Source organism: Paenibacillus nanensis (assembly GCF_003583765.1).
Classification (GTDB): domain Bacteria; phylum Bacillota; class Bacilli; order Paenibacillales; family Paenibacillaceae; genus Pristimantibacillus; species Pristimantibacillus nanensis.
Genome location: NZ_QXQA01000020.1, coordinates 1 through 20,361 on the forward strand (window position 1 = coordinate 1; position 20,361 = coordinate 20,361).

Annotated in this window: 16 protein-coding genes and 1 pseudogene; 9 read left to right on the forward strand and 8 right to left on the reverse strand. The window is 46.0% G+C overall.

Annotated elements, in window-relative coordinates:
* The coding region (locus D3P08_RS27545; protein WP_206099001.1) for a hypothetical protein at window positions 1-207 on the forward strand (207 nt) is incomplete at its 5' end.
* Window positions 208-235: 28 nt separating this feature from the next.
* Window positions 236-475: a hypothetical protein gene (locus tag D3P08_RS27120; protein WP_147381844.1), complete on the forward strand. Its 240-nt coding sequence runs from the start codon at window positions 236-238 to the stop codon at window positions 473-475.
* Window positions 476-1,152: 677 nt separating this feature from the next.
* On the opposite strand, the gene D3P08_RS23525 is transcribed toward D3P08_RS27120, so the two are convergent.
* A complete protein-coding gene (locus tag D3P08_RS23525; protein WP_147381845.1) occupies window positions 1,153-2,001 on the reverse strand; it encodes a hypothetical protein in 849 nt (282 codons plus the stop codon).
* Between the two features lie 598 nt (window positions 2,002-2,599).
* Here D3P08_RS23525 and D3P08_RS23530 point away from each other — a divergent pair.
* Entirely contained in the window at window positions 2,600-2,917 is a 318-nt protein-coding gene (locus D3P08_RS23530) for a hypothetical protein (RefSeq protein WP_119602580.1), read from the forward strand.
* A 236-nt stretch (window positions 2,918-3,153) separates the two neighbouring features.
* Here the strand turns inward: D3P08_RS23530 and D3P08_RS23535 are convergent, their stop codons facing one another.
* Both D3P08_RS23535 and D3P08_RS23540 read right to left on the reverse strand, forming a co-directional pair.
* Window positions 3,154-3,720 carry an SF0329 family protein gene (locus D3P08_RS23535; protein WP_119602581.1) on the reverse strand — a complete coding sequence of 189 codons (567 nt, stop codon included), beginning with the start codon at window positions 3,718-3,720 and terminating at the stop codon, window positions 3,154-3,156.
* 34 nt (window positions 3,721-3,754) lie between these two features.
* Complete coding sequence (locus tag D3P08_RS23540; RefSeq protein WP_119602582.1) at window positions 3,755-4,756, reverse strand: tRNA dihydrouridine synthase; 1,002 nt, start codon at window positions 4,754-4,756, stop codon at window positions 3,755-3,757.
* A 452-nt stretch (window positions 4,757-5,208) separates the two neighbouring features.
* Between D3P08_RS23540 and D3P08_RS23545 the strand changes: the two genes are divergently transcribed.
* Together D3P08_RS23545 and D3P08_RS23550 are read left to right on the forward strand one after the other, a co-directional pair.
* A complete protein-coding gene (locus D3P08_RS23545) occupies window positions 5,209-7,221 on the forward strand; it encodes a cohesin domain-containing protein (RefSeq protein ID WP_119602583.1) in 2,013 nt (670 codons plus the stop codon).
* Between the two features lie 115 nt (window positions 7,222-7,336).
* Complete coding sequence (locus tag D3P08_RS23550) at window positions 7,337-8,365, forward strand: S-layer homology domain-containing protein (RefSeq protein WP_119602584.1); 1,029 nt, start codon at window positions 7,337-7,339, stop codon at window positions 8,363-8,365.
* A 222-nt stretch (window positions 8,366-8,587) separates the two neighbouring features.
* Here the strand turns inward: D3P08_RS23550 and D3P08_RS23555 are convergent, their stop codons facing one another.
* A complete protein-coding gene (locus tag D3P08_RS23555; RefSeq protein WP_276311189.1) occupies window positions 8,588-9,556 on the reverse strand; it encodes a helix-turn-helix transcriptional regulator in 969 nt (322 codons plus the stop codon).
* Between the two features lie 83 nt (window positions 9,557-9,639).
* Here D3P08_RS23555 and D3P08_RS23560 point away from each other — a divergent pair, with 83 nt between their 5' ends.
* Complete coding sequence (locus D3P08_RS23560) at window positions 9,640-10,119, forward strand: hypothetical protein (RefSeq protein WP_119602585.1); 480 nt, start codon at window positions 9,640-9,642, stop codon at window positions 10,117-10,119.
* Between the two features lie 24 nt (window positions 10,120-10,143).
* Window positions 10,144-10,620 carry a GyrI-like domain-containing protein gene (locus D3P08_RS23565; protein WP_119602586.1) on the forward strand — a complete coding sequence of 159 codons (477 nt, stop codon included), beginning with the start codon at window positions 10,144-10,146 and terminating at the stop codon, window positions 10,618-10,620.
* 77 nt (window positions 10,621-10,697) lie between these two features.
* Here D3P08_RS23565 and D3P08_RS23570 read toward each other — a convergent pair whose 3' ends face one another.
* The 3 genes from D3P08_RS23570 to D3P08_RS23580 all read right to left on the reverse strand — a co-directional run bounded on the left by D3P08_RS23570 (window position 10,698) and on the right by D3P08_RS23580 (window position 13,616).
* The gene (locus D3P08_RS23570) at window positions 10,698-12,377 is read right to left on the reverse strand and encodes a M56 family metallopeptidase (RefSeq protein ID WP_119602587.1); all 1,680 of its coding nucleotides are present in this window, start codon (window positions 12,375-12,377) and stop codon (window positions 10,698-10,700) included.
* 9 nt (window positions 12,378-12,386) lie between these two features.
* On the reverse strand, window positions 12,387-12,740 hold the full coding sequence (locus tag D3P08_RS23575; protein ID WP_240647724.1) for a BlaI/MecI/CopY family transcriptional regulator: 354 nt from the start codon (window positions 12,738-12,740) through the stop codon (window positions 12,387-12,389).
* A 351-nt stretch (window positions 12,741-13,091) separates the two neighbouring features.
* Entirely contained in the window at window positions 13,092-13,616 is a 525-nt protein-coding gene (locus D3P08_RS23580; protein WP_162848583.1) for a GNAT family N-acetyltransferase, read from the reverse strand.
* Between the two features lie 134 nt (window positions 13,617-13,750).
* On the opposite strand from D3P08_RS23580, the pseudogene D3P08_RS27985 reads away from it, so the two are divergent.
* A pseudogene (locus tag D3P08_RS27985) lies at window positions 13,751-14,103 on the forward strand (putative zinc-binding protein).
* A gap of 118 nt (window positions 14,104-14,221) precedes the next feature.
* On the opposite strand, the gene D3P08_RS23590 reads toward D3P08_RS27985, so the two are convergent.
* On the reverse strand, window positions 14,222-14,500 hold the full coding sequence (locus D3P08_RS23590) for a hypothetical protein (RefSeq protein WP_119602590.1): 279 nt from the start codon (window positions 14,498-14,500) through the stop codon (window positions 14,222-14,224).
* A gap of 344 nt (window positions 14,501-14,844) precedes the next feature.
* On the opposite strand from D3P08_RS23590, the gene D3P08_RS23595 reads away from it, so the two are divergent.
* Entirely contained in the window at window positions 14,845-20,106 is a 5,262-nt protein-coding gene (locus D3P08_RS23595) for a sugar-binding protein (protein ID WP_119602591.1), read from the forward strand.
* The last annotated feature ends 255 nt before the right edge of the window (window positions 20,107-20,361 follow it).

Genomic DNA, 20,361 nt, shown 5'->3' on the forward strand with positions numbered 1-20,361 from the left:
AACTTCATAGTAGAGCGACCTCCTGATGGGCTTTTTGAGGCTTTTGACCTCGTGTGCAACTCCATCTTACCGGAGGCGCTCGTTTTTGTTCAAACGCCAAAATATTCGTTTTACAGGAATTCTATCGGAGACTTTAGTTCAATGAATTATAGGGCAGATTGCGTTCCGGAAGCTGCTCCTTTTTCTTTTAGCTATGGGGCAAGTTGAAGGAAACTCTGAGAATGGTTGTGCGGAAATGAATAACTATTATAAAAACAAAGTGAAATGGTGTTTAATTTGTGCCCAAGGCTGGGTTGAAATCAAAAAAGAGGCTAAGTCAAACAAGCTAATCCTATGTTGTAGCGAATGCGAATCAACTTGGCAACATCCTGATGATGTTCATTACGTTGAAAGAGCCTCTTCATCAGATGAATTGCTTGTTGAGCCTAATGATGATGAACTGGAACTATGGGAGAAATATATAATTGAGAATTAATAGCTATAATCAATTTTTCAGTTAACGGGATTGCGCTAACGGAGAACGATAGCTAAATAAGCCACGAGGGTGAAGCTGCTGTCCAAAGAAAATAAAGTGTTGACTGAAAAATAAAGTATAAGACTCGGAATATAAGTTGTAGGCAGAGAAAATAAAGTATTAGACTGGGAGAGCCCTTTTTAGCGGGATACGATAGAATAAAACAGCGACAGGCTAGGACTTTATTTTTTCATCCTTGGCTGTCGCTGTATCAAGTTCTCGGCTCAGTCTAAAACATATTTTAAGGAGTCTGACGATACAACAATTTCAAAAGCCGCATGGAATAAGGTTATCTAGTCTAACGCATTATTTTCTGCTGACATCAACGTCAACTCCTACAATGGATTGCCGAATTGCCTAATTACATCAAGGTTTATCTGCATATTTCAATCTGCGAAAGTTGAGTAATTAAATAAAAAATTTAGCCTTCAATCAAATAATAAAGTAGCATAAAAATAACCCCAGCTGCGATTGCGGTTATAAACGTTAACAGTCCGAAATACTTACTTTTCTCTATTAGTGATTTGAGTGTGACCATGAAAAAAACAACAAACAAAACCACCATGAAAAATCCAAAAACATCCATACTTTTATCTCCTCAGCGAAAATTGAAAAGGCGGAAAAATTCCGCCCGAAAACTACCAATTATAGTTTGTCCAAGAGAATGGAGCAGCACCAGCGTCCGCAAATTTATCATAGTTAGTAGCATATGAAATCGAAACAGACGGAGCTGGACTGAAGGACAGCGTTCCAGTAAAAGCCCCATATTTATGGAAATAGGAACCAACAGCGGATGTCGATTCTGTTGTCCCAGACTTGTTGCTGTACTTTCCAATTTTGATTCTTCCCCATCCTTTATGAGTGTTTACAACGTAACTTAAATTGTTGTAATAGAAAAAATCTTTAATGTCGTATTCCCAACCAACACCAGCTGCCGAATTCCACTCTTTATATCCAGGAACATTTCCAGTAGAGTAATCCCTTGTTTCGTTTCTTACACTATTATAACCAGTTGCTCTGTAGGCATACACTGCTGACTCAGGGTACGCATCAAAATCATCAGACCATGCAATACCGAATTTATCCATCAAGGCAAAGTCAGGATTATTATTCCATGTCCAGTTATAATCCAAAACGAACTCATTCTTGCCTTTTGTTGGTGTAGTTACTTTCGATGCTACAAGTGTTCTCGTCCAATTTCCAGTAGTTGTAAATGTAGAAAATTGAGGTGTATTTGCTGCACTCTCGAAAGCAAAATTATTTTCTTTAGTGTGACTGGAGTATACCAATTTTTCATTGTAGATAGCTTGCTTTTGTGCATCATCAAGTTCAGCAATGACTTCGTTCGGATATCCTGCAAACTTCAAATACGAATAAACTTCTTCACTTTGTGTAGATTTAGCAAACGCACTTCCAGTTAGAGGTATTGTAGCTACAATTATTGCAGCAGTTAAACCCAATGATAATTTTGAAATGAACGAATTCAAGTTACTTTCCCTCTCCATACTCTGAATTTTCGTGTGCGCGCTACATCGAACATAATTCAGTTTAGAGTATTAAATATACTATGTATATAGGGGGTGATTGGAAGCAAGTTTTGATATATGAGCGTCAAATCTTGAACCAGTGGAAGCAATATCCTTTGTTGATTCCCATGTTGATTTGGCTAACTATGAGTCTAATACTTTAATTTTTCATTGTTGTGAACTGTTGAAACTATCCTCTTGATTCAGTCTAAAACTTATTTCTCAAAAGCTGACGATTATTCAACTCAAAAACCGCGTTAAATCTATAACTCCAGTCTAAACTTTGTTTTCTTTGAACAGCTGCCAGCGCCGATTAGCAGCTTCATTACGTTAACGGGCAGGATAGTTGAATGACTTCGCGAATAACTTAAGTCATGACGAATTTAAGAAGTTCGCAAAAAAGAGTCAAGTATTATTACGCAAATCGTTCAGCATGATGATGTGAAAGGGCGATTGCTTGGGAGAGGATAGTTCCAAAATGGGATAAGGGCAGCAGGCCAGTCAGCTTAGTCCAACTGAATTGGATATGTAACTTTTAATGAGGAGAATTAAAAAACTAATGAAGCTTTTTACAAAGGAATTCAAGAAAATTGTAGTCGACAATCATCCATTTCTTTGTGTAATCGACCAAAGTTCTGAAAACGAGCACATTAGTTTTAAGATTTATCCTTCCAATACGAAAACATCATATTTCTGGATTTTCTTCTCTTGGAAAATCAATTGGGAAACGAATCTTTGCCAACCAATGGTTTGTGCTAAGTTAATTCATTACGCCATTAGCAGTGGCTGGGACTATAAATCTGAACGCGCTGTGCTCAAACTCCAAGATGGAGACATTTTAGTAGATCGGCTCGGTTTGGATGAAGTAATTCGGTAACGGTACGCGTTTTGCTATCGGCTAAACTAACTGGGAACGTTAGTTCAACGACAACAATGGCAATCTAAGACTTTATTTATCAGGTCTTGTACTGCCGCTGATTTTCACCGAACACCCGTGCATCCATTCTTTTTATCAGACTTAGAGGTACCCAAGCATGTAGAAAAAAAATCCCGGCTTCTGTTCAAAATAAAAAAACCTCTCCAGCGAGAGGTCGGCTTCTATTATTCGCTTCATCATGCATTACGCCGCAGTTCATAAAAATACTGTACAATGGGATGTTTCAGCTTCATCTTCTCGGACATGTTTAAAATCCGTTTTTTCCCTAGTCTTCTGTCCACCAGAGCTAGAATATTCAATAAGATATCTTTGCTCTCGATGCTTTCCTCTAAAGGAGTTGATAAATACTTATTAGCCTCAACGATGAAATTGGATTTACTTAGAGCAGCCTGTGCTAATAGAAGCTCTTTTGCATACTCTGAACTTTTTCGGCTTCTAGCCATTACGATTAAACGGTCTTCGGGCACTGTCCCCTTTGTATTTTTTCTGACCTCTTCAATCTCGTCGCCGCTGATCGGAATTTGGATAGCAAGATCATTCTTAATCTCCAGCTCTGTTTGATACCATCGGATGAAGCTGTTTTTATCACTCATATTGAGTACGTTCTTCTTGTCTACCGAAATATAACAAATACCTGATTTATCCGTTAAATAACGGTAACCCGGCGCGCGGTATTCTACCCTTCCAACTAACGCAGGACAGAGAAAGCCCTCCAGCTGCTGCTTTAATTTGCTCCAAGACATGCAATCCCCTCCACACGGACGGACTTATTAGGACTTATTCCCTCTCCACGGCTCCGCGTTCTTCCGTCCCGGCATGCTCCTTGCTTTTGAATTCATGGAGCAGCGCGCGCGCTTCATTTGTTGACTTTGCGTTCATTAAGCTATTTCTTAATTCACTAGCCCCTCGAAATCCACGGACATATATTTTAAAGAATCGGGTTAGAGCTCTGAATGAACGCGGTACCCATGCTGAATAGTGATCATGGAGATCCAGATGCAGCCTCAGCAAATCGAGCAGCTCCTCACTGCTGTGGTCCTTCGGCTCCTTCTCGAAAGCAAACGGATTTTGAAAAATACCTCGCCCGATCATAATACCGTCTACACCGTATTGCTCAGCGAGCTGCATGCCCGTCCGGCGGTCCGGGATATCCCCGTTAATAGTTAGAAGCGTATGGGGCGCCACTTCATCGCGAAGCTTCTTAATCTCCGGAATCAATTCCCAATGAGCGGCTACTTTGCTCATTTCCTCTCTTGTCCGCAGATGAATGGACAGATTTACAATGTCTTGCTTCAAAATATGGGTTAACCAGTCGCGCCATTCGTCTACTTCACTAAAACCTAGCCTTGTTTTTACGCTGACCGGCAGTCCCCCGGCTTTGGCGGCTTGGATAATATCCGCCGCGATTCCAGGGCGGCATATCAGGCCGCTCCCCTTTCCATTCTCTGCTACATTCGCTACAGGACAACCCATATTAATATCAATGCCTTTAAAGCCTTCTTTCGCCATACCGATGCTCATTTGCCGAAAGTATTCCGGCTTATCTCCCCAGATATGAGCTACAATAGGCTGTTCATCCTCTGTAAAAGTCAACCGCCCGCGCACACTGTGGTTCCCCTCCGGGTGACAATAGCTTTCTGTATTCGCAAACTCCGTAAAAAACACATCCGGTCTGGCCGCTTCGCTTACGACATGGCGGAAAACAACATCCGTCACATCTTCCATGGGCGCCAGTATAAAAAAAGGCCGCGGCAAATCAAGCCAAAAATTACTTGTCATATCCAATACCTCTCTATGCATATAGGACAATCTTTTTATCCCGAAGTCGTAAAACCAACCTGTCTCTGCCCTTGCTTCCTCTTCACTTACAGCGTTATATAGCTTAGTATATCATAATCCCGAAAGGAGCAAATTTAGCCAATAGATTAAAAAAGAGGCCATAAAATGGCCAATCGGTTCATTCCCCTAGTCTCCATTACTTCAGCCTGCATTTCTACTCCCATCATAACCCTCTATAGGAGAGCCGCAAAAGCAACAATGAAGTAGACAACGGATAAGGGTGTAGACAAATGCACATTGTTCCTCCAATAGAGAGTGAATATACTGAAAGCGTATACAACAAGATCCCCTATAACTTACACATATTTTAAATAATGGAAGGTGGGATGAATTTATTTACTAGAAGTAACGCAGCTTTCTAAAACATTTCGTTTCGAAGGGAGCAGTGTAAAATGTTTAAGAAAAGATACATGACGGTTTATTTGTTTCTCGCAGTCCTGTTATTCAACGTCCCTTCGGCCTTCGCGGCCGATGATACGCCTGAAGGAGCCTTATCTTTTATTCTTAAGAATGAGAACTTTGCTTTCAGCGAGCGTACGGATGCTGTCATTATTGACGCGGGCAACATTGTAAGCGGTTCCTCGTTGTCTGTGTCTGACTTTAACGTACATGTGAAAGCTACAAGAAAAGTCGATCCTGGTTTTGTAGCTTATGACGGCCCCCGCGTGGTCACGGATGTTTATACTAGCCAAGTCAATGATTCCGGCTCTCCTTCCGATACCGGACGGTATATTGTCGTCGATTTTGCCGACGTTGGTTGGGGCGACGGCGGTACGACGAGCGATGGAGGCTACACCTTCGATTTGCAGTATACGATCACGTATAACGGAGAAAAGCTTGACTATGTAGATGGGTCATCGATCGTTCCGACATTCACTCAGACCGGTGCCGTAAGCCCTGTGCTCGATCAATACAAATATGCAAACCATGACGGGCTGGATTACAGCTACTTCTATAACGAGGATGCTGAAGGCCCGCTGCCTCTGGTCGTATTCTTCCATGGCGGCGGACAGGGCAACGATATCTATACGCCTATCCGATTCAGTAACGGCGGCACCGTATGGGCCAACCCCGAGAATCAGGCGAAATATCCCACTCATGTTCTAGCACCTCGTAACGCAACGACGGTTGCAAGCATGCATAAAGTTAAAGCTGTCATCGATGAGATGATCGATGCCGGCAAGGTTGACCCGAACCGCGTCTACATTACCGGATTTTCAATGGGCGGGGGCTCCACTTGGACCTTCCTGCAGACATTCCCCGACTTCGCTGCCGCAGCTGCGCCGTTGTGTCCTGCAGGCGGACCTGGCAACGTGGAAAATGCGAAGGCGGTAGCCAATTTGCCGCTCTGGACTTTTGTCGATGAAGAAGACTTCTTGTACAACTCAGTCGTGAACATGGATAAAACCTACTCGCCTTACTGGAACGACTCCCTATTGACCATCATTCCTTTTAACCAATTAAACGACCCTCCTTATAACGGACACCGATTTGACGGGCACGCCGTATGGCTTCCGGTCTATAACGAATACATACATCCGGAGCGCGGCATGCTGATCGACTGGTTATTCTCCCAGAGCAAAATAAGAGGGATAGCCGATGTAGAGGTTACTACGGCAGCCGGGATTGCTCCTGTTCTGCCTGAAAAAGTAGCTGTAGATGTTAATCACAACGCGACCGGAATCGCTACGGAAGACCGTCCGGTTGTATGGGATGCCATTGATCCGCAGCTCTACAACGCGCCAGGGACATTTGAGGTACAAGGCACAATTGATGGTACTGTCGAGAAAGCGACGGCTAAGGTAACCGTCGTCTCCGCCTCCGCCATTCTATCGGGCCCAGAGCAGGTGCAGCCGGGCCAACAATTCGATGTCACTTACGGTCTGCAATACGTGAATAAGGACGTATATGCGCAGGACGTTACGATCGAATACGACTCCGGTAAGCTGGAGCTTGTCGGTCAGCCCTTATCGTTAGATTCCGAGAACTTTAAAATTGTGGACACGGATGAGAAGGAAGGAAGCATTCGAATTCTTAGCGTTCACATGAATGACAGCGTGAATCATCCGAATAAAAATCTCATTAAACTTCGCTTCAAAGCCAAGGCAGCAGCCGGAGTCGCAAATATCGAAGTCAAGCAGCTCGTCCTTGCCGACGGCGAAGGAGTGGAAGCGGAAGCAGACGGAGATACGCATGCGGTTGAGATTCGCAAACCAACCATACCGGGTGACGTCAACGACGACGACAGAGTAAGCGTTGGCGATCTGGCCCTAGTTGCCAAAGCTTATGGTAAAACTTCGAATAGCCCGGATTGGCAGCAAGTGAAGAAGTACGATATGAATAATGATGGCCTGATCGACATCGCAGACCTATCCGGATTGGCACGTCTCATCCTGAATAAATAAGCGGATAAATAGTATCGAAGGGTATCGCCAAGGCTTGGCTCGGTCGATACCCTTCGACCTGTCCCTCGCTTATCCAATCCTATTTCCAATTTGTATAAACAAGGAGACGATGCGCTTGAAGTTTCGTATATTGCCGCTGCTGCTGTCCGTATTTCTGCTATTCGCGATGTGGTCGGCCGTGGCGTATGCCGAGGAAAAAACCACTTTCTCATTGAGCGGTTCCGTCAGCCATGTAAACGTTGGAGATGAAGTTACGGCCGCTGTTGAAGGCCATAGTGTGAAGGACGTTTACGGATACGAGCTTCGTCTATCCTACGACCCGAAAGTATTGAGCTTCCGAAAAGCATCCACTGCTTGGGAAGGGTTCACGGTCCCTCCGATTGTAGAGAACGGAACCATTACATTCGCGCACACGAAGGTGGGCAATAACAAGGGCGAGAGCGGACATGTGCACTTTGCCTCGCTTCAATTCGAAGCCATCGGCCAAGGCGATGCCGCAATTCAATTAACACGGATTAAGCTGGTTGACAGCGGGGGTGGCAGCACAACGGCAGAACCAGGCTTGTTGTTGAATATCAATATTCCAGTAAAGAAACCTATTAACTATCTTGATACGAAAGGCCACTGGGCCGAGGAAGACATTGCAAGGGCGACCGAGATGGGCTGGATCAACGGATTACCGGATGGCAGATTCGCCCCGGAAAAAGAGGTTACCCGCGCTCAATTCGCCACGATGCTCTCAAGAGCGCTTGAACTGTCAACTCAATCCGACTTGGCTCAGACCTTTAAGGACGATGAGCAAATTCCGGCCTACGCAAAATCCCATGTTTCGCAGGCGGCCGCTGCCGGATTGGTAAAAGGATACGAGGACGCAACGTTCAGGCCGGCACGGTCGATTACCCGATCCGAGATAACGGTCATGCTTATGCGCGTATTAGGCTACGAAGATAACATTGCTTCGAGTCCTCCTCTCGCCTATGAAGATGCAGACCAAGTGCCAGAGTGGGCTTATCCAGCCATTGCGGCAGCTTCGGACTTGGGCATAGTCAAAGGAAGGAGCAATAACAAATTCGCTCCAGGCGGCTATACGACTCGGGCAGAAGCAGTTACCTTGATTTTAAGAATATTAGACCGTATTTCTTGACAACTGCCCTCTTCCAAAGAAGGTATAACGGTTCGATTCGCTTCAATCTTGGTCCCATCGACGAAATAATGTTCCAATTTGTACAATGGGAGATTACTTTTTTGTTTACTAATTTAAATGGGGCGTCCCTTAGTCATTGCTAATGACTTTTGGGACATCCCCTTTACTGTGTGATATTTCAATTATTCCTGTTTTCCTTTCCCCTACCGGATCGGATAGAACTCAAGGAAACTTTAGTTTTTCTAAACGCCTCTCCAAAATCATGCGCAGCTCATCAGGAATCCTCTCAAACTCAACCCCTTCCCCCAAAAACAAAAGCCAATCCGCATAATACACCAGCGCCTCATCATCGGACACATCCAATTGAACATTAAATATCCCGCTCGACTGGAACATCCCGGTAAGGGACAACACAATCCCCGGCGGGTGCATACGCTTAAAACGCCGAATGCCGGTCGCATCCAGCTTCACAACCAGATTGGACTCCCGTGCGCGAAGCCGTTTTTTATCGATAATCTCTTGCTCGGACCATTTCAGCTTCTGCTCGGAAATGGCCGAGTCCCGCAGCATCTCAACAGGCAAATAACGAAACTCATCCGTATCAAAATCATAAACCTCGGCCAGCCACTGAGCGTTCGAGTTGAAAACATGCAGCAAATAAACGTCCATCAACTGCGGCCAGCCGGGACTCAGCTCATAGGTCAAGCGCAAGTGCTTATCCCGCACAGCAAGCGAAATCAGCTGGTTCAGCTCCGGAGGCGCCGCATCATCGAGCTCCAGAAGATTCGGATTGGCAGGATTCGTATTTTCAAAAAGCACGATATGATTCAGCTCGATCAGCTCGTCTTGCTGAGTTTGCGACGCGATGCCAATAAGCTTTTCCGTGATAGAGCGGCGATTATGCAAATAAGGCAGCTGCGAATTTTTCGAGGCGATGAAGCTGATAAAAATCGCCTTCAGCTCATCCGGCGTGAAGCGGACGGCGGGCAGATACTGGTTTTGCATGACATAATAGCCGCCGCCGCGCCCAAGCTCAGTCGTCAGCGGAAAACCCATCTCCTGAATCTCATTAATATCGCGAATCGCCGTCGCTCGGGAAATCTTGAACTCCCGCTGAAGCTCGGCAATCGTAAAGCGCGCGCGATTATTGATATAGCGCATGATTAGGTTAATTCGTTCCGTTTTCTTCATGGTCCATAAATAGTATCATTTTTTGATACATTTAGCCAATAGAATCAATCTTGTAAATAAAACTTCAAAGGAGCGATAAAAAAATGACGAACTACTCCATTCAAACCATCTCGGAAAACTACAAAATGACGGCTTTCGGTGTTACACTTGAAGATTATAACGATTGGGCAGGCAATGCGGCAAAAACGGCAGCGAAAAAAGCTGAAATTACGGAAAACGGCAAGCTTGCTGAACTTCTCGCTCTCGCCGACGGGCAAGAATATCAAATCAACTACAGCCTCAGCGGCAAGGCTTGGCGGGGCTTCGGCGTAATGGGCGAGTTCGATCTGGAAGGCGCGGTCGTCCTCGATTTCCTTGCCGGCGACTACCTCGTCGTGCCTGGCGCAGGAGCTGACAAAGACCGTCTCGCCGACGAAATTACAGGCAACGTTTTCGGCGGTTTGCTGCAGCAAATCCCAGACTACCAATACGTGGGTCCGGGTAACGCCACCTTCGTCAAAGCAGCTGGGAATGGCGAATTTTACGGCGAAATGTGGCTACGCGTAAAAAAAGTCAACGGCTAAACTCTTGGATAAAGGAGCGCTTGCATGACAGATTACACGCTTGAACACAAAAAATCTTTCACATTGACCGCTTATGGGTTCTCATTACGGTCGAACTTCCAAGACATGTCGGCTTTGCAAAAGGAAAAAGCTGAATTTTGGAGCAGACTCAAGGCCGATGGACGTTTTGACAAGCTCAAAGGCGCCGCCAAAGACGATCGTGAATGGTCGGTCAACGAGGTTTATCAAGGCAAACCGTGGAATTATTTTGCGGTTGAGGCTGGGAAATCTGTGGGTGACGCAACGCGCATTATCGAGTTTCCAGAGAGCGAGTACATCGTGGTGGCAGGGAACGGCGAGAAGGAAGCTTTGTTTGATCAGCTGACTTACCTTGCTTTTGGCGAAGTTTTGTCCCAAATCACGGATTATGCATACATCGGCGGTCCAAATGCAACTTATCGCATCGATAACGGCGACGGTACGTTCTACGGCGAATTTTGGGTGCCTGTGGTTAAAAAATAAGCTATTTGTGAAGGCAAATGTGGGGCCATCCTTTAGAGGGATGGCCCTTCTTCATGTTCGTTCTAAACGGTCCCCCCTTATTTTGTCACGAGAAAGTTAGGGAGTTTTTTTTCAAGATACTCAATTCTATCCGTATAATCTTGGCGTGCATGAGTTTCCGATAGTATATTGCTCGACACTAACAAGTCATAAAATGATTTCAGCATCTGGGCTGATATAGCGGAAGTAATCATCATTCTTTGACCGTCGATCAGAACAGAAGATATTTTTTCAGGCTGTATAAGTTCAATCTGTACGCCGCTTCCGTCGATGATGAAATACATCTCTTTTACATTTTCAAACACGAGATGTTTGACTTCTGCCCCGTTCGCCAAGCGACTCTGAACGTCTTTCATGGAATAGCCCGGGATCGGATCATTTATCAGCAGCCATTTCGCAAATTCTTTTGCATCGACTTCATCCGTATCATATGTTTTCCAAACTGCGCCACTATCTTTGCTTATCTGTACTGTGTTATCCCTCAAGACACGAAGATAGATTTCGTTGTCCATATAAACGGCACGATACTTTGAAGCCATTAGGCTGTCAATCAACTTCGGCACATCATATTTCTTGTTGAACGTTAAATCATGCGGCATTAAATCTGTAAGGGCGGCGCCTTGAGATAATACGGGCACGATTTCGGTAGTGAGGGCACCTTGATATAATGCGGGCACAATTTCGGCTGTAGGGTTGTCGACACTCGCAGCAGTTTCCGTTTTGTTGTGTGCAGAAGTCGCAAAGACGACAACAACGCAGGCTGCAAGCCCAATAGCAAGCAGCGTCGTGGCGATCGTGATTTTCTTGGTTTTCATGATGGATATAATCCTTTCTTCGATCGGGTTTTTGGAAAAGCCGCTAATCATCGGCGACATACCGATTTTCTTTTCTTCCAAACGCACAAGCGCCCTTGCATAAGCAGGTTTCGTGTTTTCCCCAAACTTGCGTATGACTGCTTCATCACAGAATAGCTCAATATCGCGGTTGGCAAGGATATACATGACCCATACAAACGGGTTGAACCAATGGACGCATACGCCAGCGGCAAGAATCCATTTTTTTAGTGTGTCGAATCGCTTGATGTGCGTCAATTCGTGGGTCAGGATAAGCGCAAGCTGGCTCTCTTCGTCATAGTCTAAATTTTTAGGCAAAAGGACAACAGGCCGAAATATACCGTATGTAAGCGGAGTTGAAATATGATCTAGCTGCCTGATTTGAACATCTCGCCATAATACATTTGATTGCTGCCATTTTGTTATAAAATCGTTTCGAATAGGCACCGCCATTTTGTAGATTTTGCGATACCTGAAATGCGGAATGATAAAAAATAAAGCACACAACGCAAAACCAACTAACCACACCCATACAAAAGGCGATATTTGTGAAGCCGTCTTCAATGGCGTCATCGGCGCGGTCACATGTTCTGTAATGGGAGGCTTTGGTGGCATGATTACCATGGTTCCATCCATAAATGTTGAGCTTTCTGGCGCTGGCGAGGAAATCAATTTTGGCGCAGAAACCATTTTGTTTAAATGTTCCGCTGCCATAAAAATGCTAAATGGCGATTGAACGGAAACAGGTACTAGCAATTGCATTAATGCAACACCCCAAAGAAGGATAAAGGTCATTTTGGGCAGCTTGTGAAGAAGCAAGGAACGCATGAACATAACTGCAAGAATGAAGACGGAAGCCGAAATACTCATTTGAAGTAACGACATCCCCTCACCTCATTCCATGCTATCGATCAGACGTTTCAAGCGGCTGATTTCTTCTGCCGACAGTCGTTTTTGTCCGAGCAATGAAGCAATCAGTCTGTCGGGGGCGCCGTCATACATTTTATTAATCAGCTCTGTTGTTTCGTGTTCTTGCGCTTGCTCTCGTGTAACCAGCGCATGGCAGACGAAATTAGGCTCCCGTCGCTCGATCGCCCCTTTATCCAGGCATCTCTTGATGATGGTATAAGTTGTTGTTTTACTCCAACCTACTTTTTCTTTAGTAATTTCTGCAATTCTCTTGGCGGGTGTATCGCCTTCTTTCCACAAGATTTCCATAATATGAAGCTCGCTATCGAATAACTTCATGACCAAATGAAAGCACCTCGTTCCTATTCATTCTACTACTGTAGAATCACATATTATCATTCTACTGGAGTAGAATCGTTTTGTCGATAGAGTCCTGTCATTTTCTTACACCCGTTCATTCTTCCCCATGCAGCCCTTATTGACTGCCTCTGTATTTAGAACAAAAAAGACGCCGAATATTCGACGTCAATCATTAGCGTAGCGCTGTATGACATAGAAAAAGACAGCCTTCCGGCCGAAGCTGTTCCACCAAAAAAGCCCCCCTTAACCAAGGAGAGCGCGACACCATTGCTTCTCGTTATTTTCCAACCTTAATGTACGGTATACGCAACATGAAGCTAAAACATCTTATCAGGTGGTCTCCAACTTATACACCTTGGCATACAACGAGCCTTTTATTTTCTCAAAAGTACCCTCATCCACTTTGCTGCCTGAAGTCATAATGAACAACGGAATAGCCTTCTTTCCCTGAGAGATTGGAGGCTGCATATATGGATATTCATTAAGGAAAAAATGGTTTCGTTGGTAGAAGCCGATACGTCTTCTCGCTATTTCTGTCTCTGGCGGTTCAACTTCCAAACAAACGGTTTTACTAAGCAGTTTCAGCAGTTCACTCAGTACATATGCTCCTATTCCACCACTTCTATGCTTAGGATTTACAGCAAAATGCTCGATGAAAGCGAACTCGTTAAAATCCCAAACCGCGATAAAGGCCTTAATGTCTTGAGATTCCGTATACAACCCATATATAGAATAGGCAGGGTTACTAAGAAGTGCTTTTTGCTCATCGTAAGGCCGATATTCATCGCTTGGAAAACTCATTTCCATTAGCTCATATACTCTAGAGAAATCTTGAATTTTTAGTTTTTCTATCATCGTAATTAGCTCCTCACTAACCGAATAAAATGGGGACATCGCCCGTAAGGCTAGCCACTCCTATTCAAGGTTTCTTTTCCATACAAAAAATTCTTGCTAATAACAGCCTTTCAGCCCGCATTCCGCCGTTCTCCATTAATCCATTCCCCGACTTTAATGATTTGCCTCTTGTCTATTCATGCTCTGGATGTTCCTCGGCTGCACAGACCGCTAAGCTGATTGCTATTAAAATGGACCGAGAAAAGAAAAAATATCGGAAATGTCCTGCATCGCCGGTGTCGGTGGTGATGTCAAACCGCTTGTCAAAACAGCAAAGTCAGGACGTGACATTATTGCAATTGACGGTTGTCCTTTGTCCTGCTGCAAGAACTGTTCAGCCAGGCACGACGTTCAGCCTAAGTATCATTTTGATTTATCGGACTTTGACGTGCCAAAGCGCATAGGAGAAGATCCTAACCCCCATCATTTCCTGAGCACAATATTATAATTTTAATTTCAGTATCGCGGTTGATTTCATTACACTCTCCGCCGCCGCCAGATTTCTTTAGTTTAGTAGTAGCAATGCAACGTAACCCATTGTAATATAGGTTACTTATGCGTCAAGATCAAGGGAGTGCTTTTATAAATCTTAATGGCATGATACACTCCGGCACAACTTCCATATTGTGGGTGCGCGCTGCCATAACTGCCGGCTCATCCCCCACCCCAAAACAATAGTCTGCAGCTTTAATTGCTTCGTCTACCTTAACCCGGTTACTTAGCAGCAGATTTTGATATTGAACTTGATTTCGAATTTGATTAAATGTCTTTTGAAGAGATTTACCTTGAGGTTCATAAACACCAAACAGATTAACAATAATTACTTTACCAATCTCCATCGTCATCTGGTGCTATCACGTACTGTGGATGACATCGATGATGGTATTAGCAAATGGTTATTGTTGATCCCGATGGGAATGAAATTGTAATCAAGCATGCCAGTTAATGCGCTGTCATGACACACTTTGGTCAGGAAGATATTTCGCTGGAAGAAAGGAGAGTGGAGGAATGGAGTAAGAGTATCTTAAATAAGTAGAAAAAGGATAATTAAGTATGAACATGCACATTGTGACAACAGATGTTGCTCTCTATAATGAAAGCGCAAACATAAATTGTTTGCGTGTCAAGTGTCCATATACGATGCGGGTAAGCCGTGGCGCACCGGATCAAAAAAAGGAGGATTTCATTTATGTCTAAACGATTTAGCAAAATGCTCTCGTTCCTCTGTTGCGTGGTAATGTTGACGTCGCTAATGCCTGTCAGCTTTGCCGCCGACACTGACAACATCGAAAATGCAGAAGCGAATGAAACACCGACCGCCATGTTCGGAACTCCTGAGCTCGGGTCAGATGACCCACTGTGGGCCCTGACAATGGAGCATCTCATTAACAAAAGCACTGTGCCTGACGACTCCAGACCCCATGCCACGGGCACAGCCAGGATCCTCTGGGACAACGACTACTTGTATGCCCGCGTGGTTGTAGAGGATAGCAATCTATATCAGGGACCTGGTGGAGATCATACATACGACAGCTTAGAGTTTTATGTCGGCACCGGAAGCAGCGGTTCAAACCAATGGCGCGTCAGTGCGACGGGCGTGTTCTCGGGGCAGTCCGGTTCGGGCAGAGCAGCGTGGACCCAGATCACGGAAACTGGATATATCGTGGAGATGAGAGTCCCAAAAAGGAACTTGACCTTGGAGCCAGGCAAGTTGACCTTCGAGGTTTATATCAATAACTCGACGGAAAATGGCGGGGATCGCTATGAAGTCGTTTCCGCTTTCGGACATCCGGATACGGGTTATGGTGGCCACGCTGCATTTGCAGACAGCTTGGAGCTCATTGAAGCCGATGAAGTGGACGCTAGATTCTCAATCACCACAATGGCGGATACGGGCGGCCAAATAACGCCGAACGCACCCGGCGATGTTCTGAGAGTCGTTCCTGGCTCAAACAAAACATTTACGATTATCCCAGATCACGGCAAAATGGTGGATACCGTAACGGTAGACGGCGAGCCTGTGACTCTATCCGATGGCACTTATACTTTTTTAAATGTTGAGACTGACCATACCATTCACGTGACATTCAAAAATGATTCAGCCGCGGAGATGCTCCCCTTTATCGTATGGAATGACAACTTCGCCAGTGGCGAGTACACGACGGCTGTCATCATTGACTTGGGCGAGGGTAAGGCGGCGAAAGGCTCCGAGCTTAATCCGAGCTTGTTTACCGTGTCGGCCAGGAACACGACCCTGAACGGCGCCTCGGTGACCTTTGAAGGGACGCGCAAGATCACTAGGGTATACGCCAATGACGAACCGAAGGTGCGCGGCTATCTGGGGACGGTAAGCCATTCACCGGATTATCAGCCTGGACTGGCAAGCGGCCGTTACATCGTAGTTGAGTTTGAGTTTTATTCTTCGGCCGGCGGCAAAACCACGCTGGATGGCAGCTCGAACTCGACAAGGCAGGTTTACAGCATTGTCCAAAACGGCGAGATCGAACTGACAGAAGGGAATCCGCTTAGCTACGTGGTTTTTGAACAGGAAAACGTTGTGAATCCGATCCTTGACAAGTTCACAACACACACGGGCGATTCGGTCAATCGTGCACTCTACCTTCACTCGGATGGAAACGGTGAAGTGATGCAGGGTTTGCCGCTATATGTCTATACCCACGGCATGAGTCGCGGTGGCACAAGCGCTGAGACAGACCAAAAAGCGTCCATGAAGTCCGCTAACGGCTCGGTCGCTCTGATGAAGAAAATCGAAGAAAACCCTAATAAATACGCCAGCCACATCCTGAATATTTCCTATAATGGCGTTTCTACTCCATCCACGGCCAATGTTAAGAAGGTTATAGACGACCTGGTTGCCAGCGGGGCAGTAGACCCTAACCGTATTTACGCGGCGGGCTTCTCATGGGGCGGCCAGTATACGAACCGCTTAATTAACGACTACCCTGGCTTCTTTGCAGCAGCAGCGCCTATGGCCCCGGTAAGCGGCTCGCCGAACGCGAACGACAACGACGCTCACAGCGACCTGGCCTATTGGATGTTTTTAAATGTTCATAACGTTGGAACATACCAAACGAACCTTAATACCTTCATAAACACGAATATGCCGAAAATGACCAACGCGAGGGCTTCGAACTTTGAGAGCAATGAGGCTCTTACGTGGCCATATAATCAATTTGATCAGCCAAGTCAGAGACCAAATCCGGACAATACACCTGTCATGCAAGACTATATCGCACACGAAGTAGAAGCGGCGGTTCTTTACAACGAGATTACGATGGAGAATCCGTTTACGGAGGAGACTTGGAGCATAGCTCCGATCGCACAGTCCCCTAACTTGCCGGCTTGGGACAATGATTACGCAGACGTCTTTGATTGGATGTTCTCACAGAGTAAACTTGGCGTGCTGCCTGATGCTCCAACCGCAAAGTTCGGAACTCCTGAGCTCGGATCCAACGACCCGCTGTGGTCCAAGACAATGGCGTATCCCATCAACAAAAGCACTGTACCAGATGACCCAAGACCGCATGCCACGGGAACAGTAAAGCTTCTTTGGGACAACGACTACGTGTATGCCCGCGTAGCTGTAGAGGATAGCAATCTTTATCAGGGACTTGGTGGGGATCATACGTACGACAGCTTAGAGTTTTATGTCGGCCCAGGATCCAGCGGTTCAAACCAATGGCGTGTCAGTGCGACGGGCATTTTTTCAGGGCTGTCCCATACGGACAGAGCTGCGTGGACCGAAATCACGGACACTGGATACATCGTAGAAATGAGAATCCCCAAAGGAAGCCTGACCATGGAACCAGGCGAGTTTACCTTCGAGGTTTATATTAATAACTCGACGGAAACCGGCGGGGATCGCTATGAAGTCGTTTCCGCTTTCGGAGATCCGGACACGGGTTTTGGCGGCCATGCTGCATTTGAAGACAGCATAGAACTCACTCTAGCCGATGAAGCGGACACGAGATTCTCAATCACCACATTGGCGGATACGGGCGGCCAAATAACGCCGAACGCACCCGGCAATGTTCTGAGAGTCGTTCCCGGCTCAGACAAAACATTTACGATTATCCCTAATCACGGCAAAATTGTAGATACCGTAACGGTAGATGACGAGGCTGTAACGATAGCGGGCGATAATACTTTTTCTTTAACAAATATTAGCGCTGATCATAAAATTCACGTGACATTTAAAGATGATCCAGCTGCTGATCAGCTTCCTTTTATCGTATGGAATGACAACTTTGCTAGGGGCGAGTACACAACCGCTGTCATCATCGACTTAGGCGAAGGGAAAGAAGCGTTAGGTTCCGAACTTTATCCGGGCTTGTTTACCGTGTCAGCTAGAAACACGACCCTGGTCGATGACTCCGTGGTCTTTGAAGGAACGCGCAAGATCTCAAGAGTATACGCCAATGACGAACCGAAAGTGCGCGGCTATCTTGGGAAGGTAAGCAAGTCACCGGATTATCAGGACGGACTGGCAAGCGGCCGTTACATCGTCGTTGAGCTTGAATTCTATTCAGAAGTCGGCGGCAATACAACGCTGTACAGCAGTAACTCGACCAAGCAAAATTACAACATTATTCAAAACGGCGATATCGTGCTGACTGAAGGCGCTCCGCTTAGTTACACCGTCTTCAAACAGGAAAACGTTGTGAATCCGATCCTAGACAAATTTACAACACATACGAGCGATTCGGTCAATTACGCACGCTACCTTCACAAGGATAAAGAAGGTAAAGAGTTGAAGAAAATGCCGCTGTATGTCTATACTCACGGCTTTTCACGCGGCGGCACCCAAGCACATATCGACCAAAAAGCGTCTATGAAATCCGCTAACGGTTCGGTTGCTCTGATGAAGAAAATGGAGGAAAATCCCGATAAGTATGCCAGCCATATTCTGAATATTTCCTATAGCGGCGGTTCTGCCCCGCAAGTAGGCAGTATTAAGGCGATTATCGACGACATGGTTGCCAGCGGGTTAGTAGATCCTAAGCGTATTTATGTGGCGGGCTTTTCAATGGGTGGCGGGGTTACGAGCAACTTAATTAACACCTACCCTGGATTCTTCGCGGCAGCTGCACCTATGGGAATTTCATCTGGCTGGCCGTCGGTAAGTGCTAACGCAGCTCACAAAGATCTGGCCTACTGGCTATTTGTCAATACCTATGACTCTGGAGCCAATAACGTCGATAACATGGGCAACGATATTTCGAAATTGACTAATGCGAGGGCTTCTCGTTTTGAGAGCAATGAGGCTCTTACTTGGCCATACAATCAATATGATCAGCCAAATCAGAGACCAAATCCGGAAAGCACACCTCCACTGCCTCGCTATATCGCACACGAAGTAGAAGCGGCGGTTCTTTACAACGAGATTACGATGGAAAATCCGTTTACTGAGGAGACCTGGAGCATAGCTCCGATCAAACAGTCCCCTAATTTGCCGGCTTGGGACAATGACTACACAGACGTCTTTGATTGGATGTTTGCTCAGAAAAAACAAGACGTACCTAGTAATCCGGGCAATCCAGGCAATCCAGGCAATCCGGGCAATCCGGGCAACGCTACAGACGCTGGATCGTCGAAGCCTAGCTACACTGTGAACACACCTCAGGATAAGCCCGCGGTCACAGACACAAAGGGCAATACTACCCTGCCTGGCGGTGGCTTGATTACGACCAAGGGCGGGACGAAGCTTGAGGTGCCTGAAGGCACAACGATAGACTCAAACGGTAAGGTGACCATTCCGGCAGATAAGAGCGCCGAAGTTACACTGCCAGGCGACAACGGCATATCGCTGAATATCCATAAGGGTACAAAGCTTGCGTTCGATGACGACACCCCTCTAGGCTTCATCGTGATATCGGGCAATTCTTTCCATGACGTCAACATGGACGATTGGTTCTACAGCTACGTAAACTCCGCCTACACATTCGGTCTTTTCAACGGCACGACGTCCACGACGTTCTCACCGGGGACCTCAATGACACGCTCGATGTTCGTACAGGTACTGGCCAATCTTGAGAACGTAAACCGCTCAGACTACACGAGTTCCCGCTTTAGCGACGTGACGGACGGACAGTGGTACACGGCGGCAGTCGAGTGGGCGGCTGAAAACGGCATAGTCAACGGTGTAAGCGCAGATCTGTTTGATCCTAATGCATCGATGACACGCGAACAGATGCTAGTGATACTGTACAACTACATGAACTACAAGGGCTATGGGATTCCTCAAAGCCAAGCTAAGTCCTTCGCGGATGAAAGCGAGATCAGCTCATGGGCATTGGAGGCCGTTAAGGCGCTGCAAGGCATCGACATTGTAACGGGCAAGGGTAACAACATCTTTGACTCTAAAGGTACCGCTACCCGTGCCGAAGTAGCCGCTATCTTTGTAAGGTTCGTCGAATATCTGGCTAAGTAAAGGCGTAAACAGAAAAATGCGGACCCTTCCGTCTGGGCATTATCCAGCCGGAAGGGTCTCCTTCTATTTTACAAAGAAAATCTCCGGTCTGATGCTGCTAAACACACGACAGTAGCATAAGGTTTTGATATATGCCTACTTCATTATCATTTGGGTGCCGCTGTCGATACACGCGCTATCAGTGACGGTCTTTACTATAATCCCTCATTTCCCGGACTACCGCTTTGAATCATATTCAGCTTTAGTAGTTCAGTT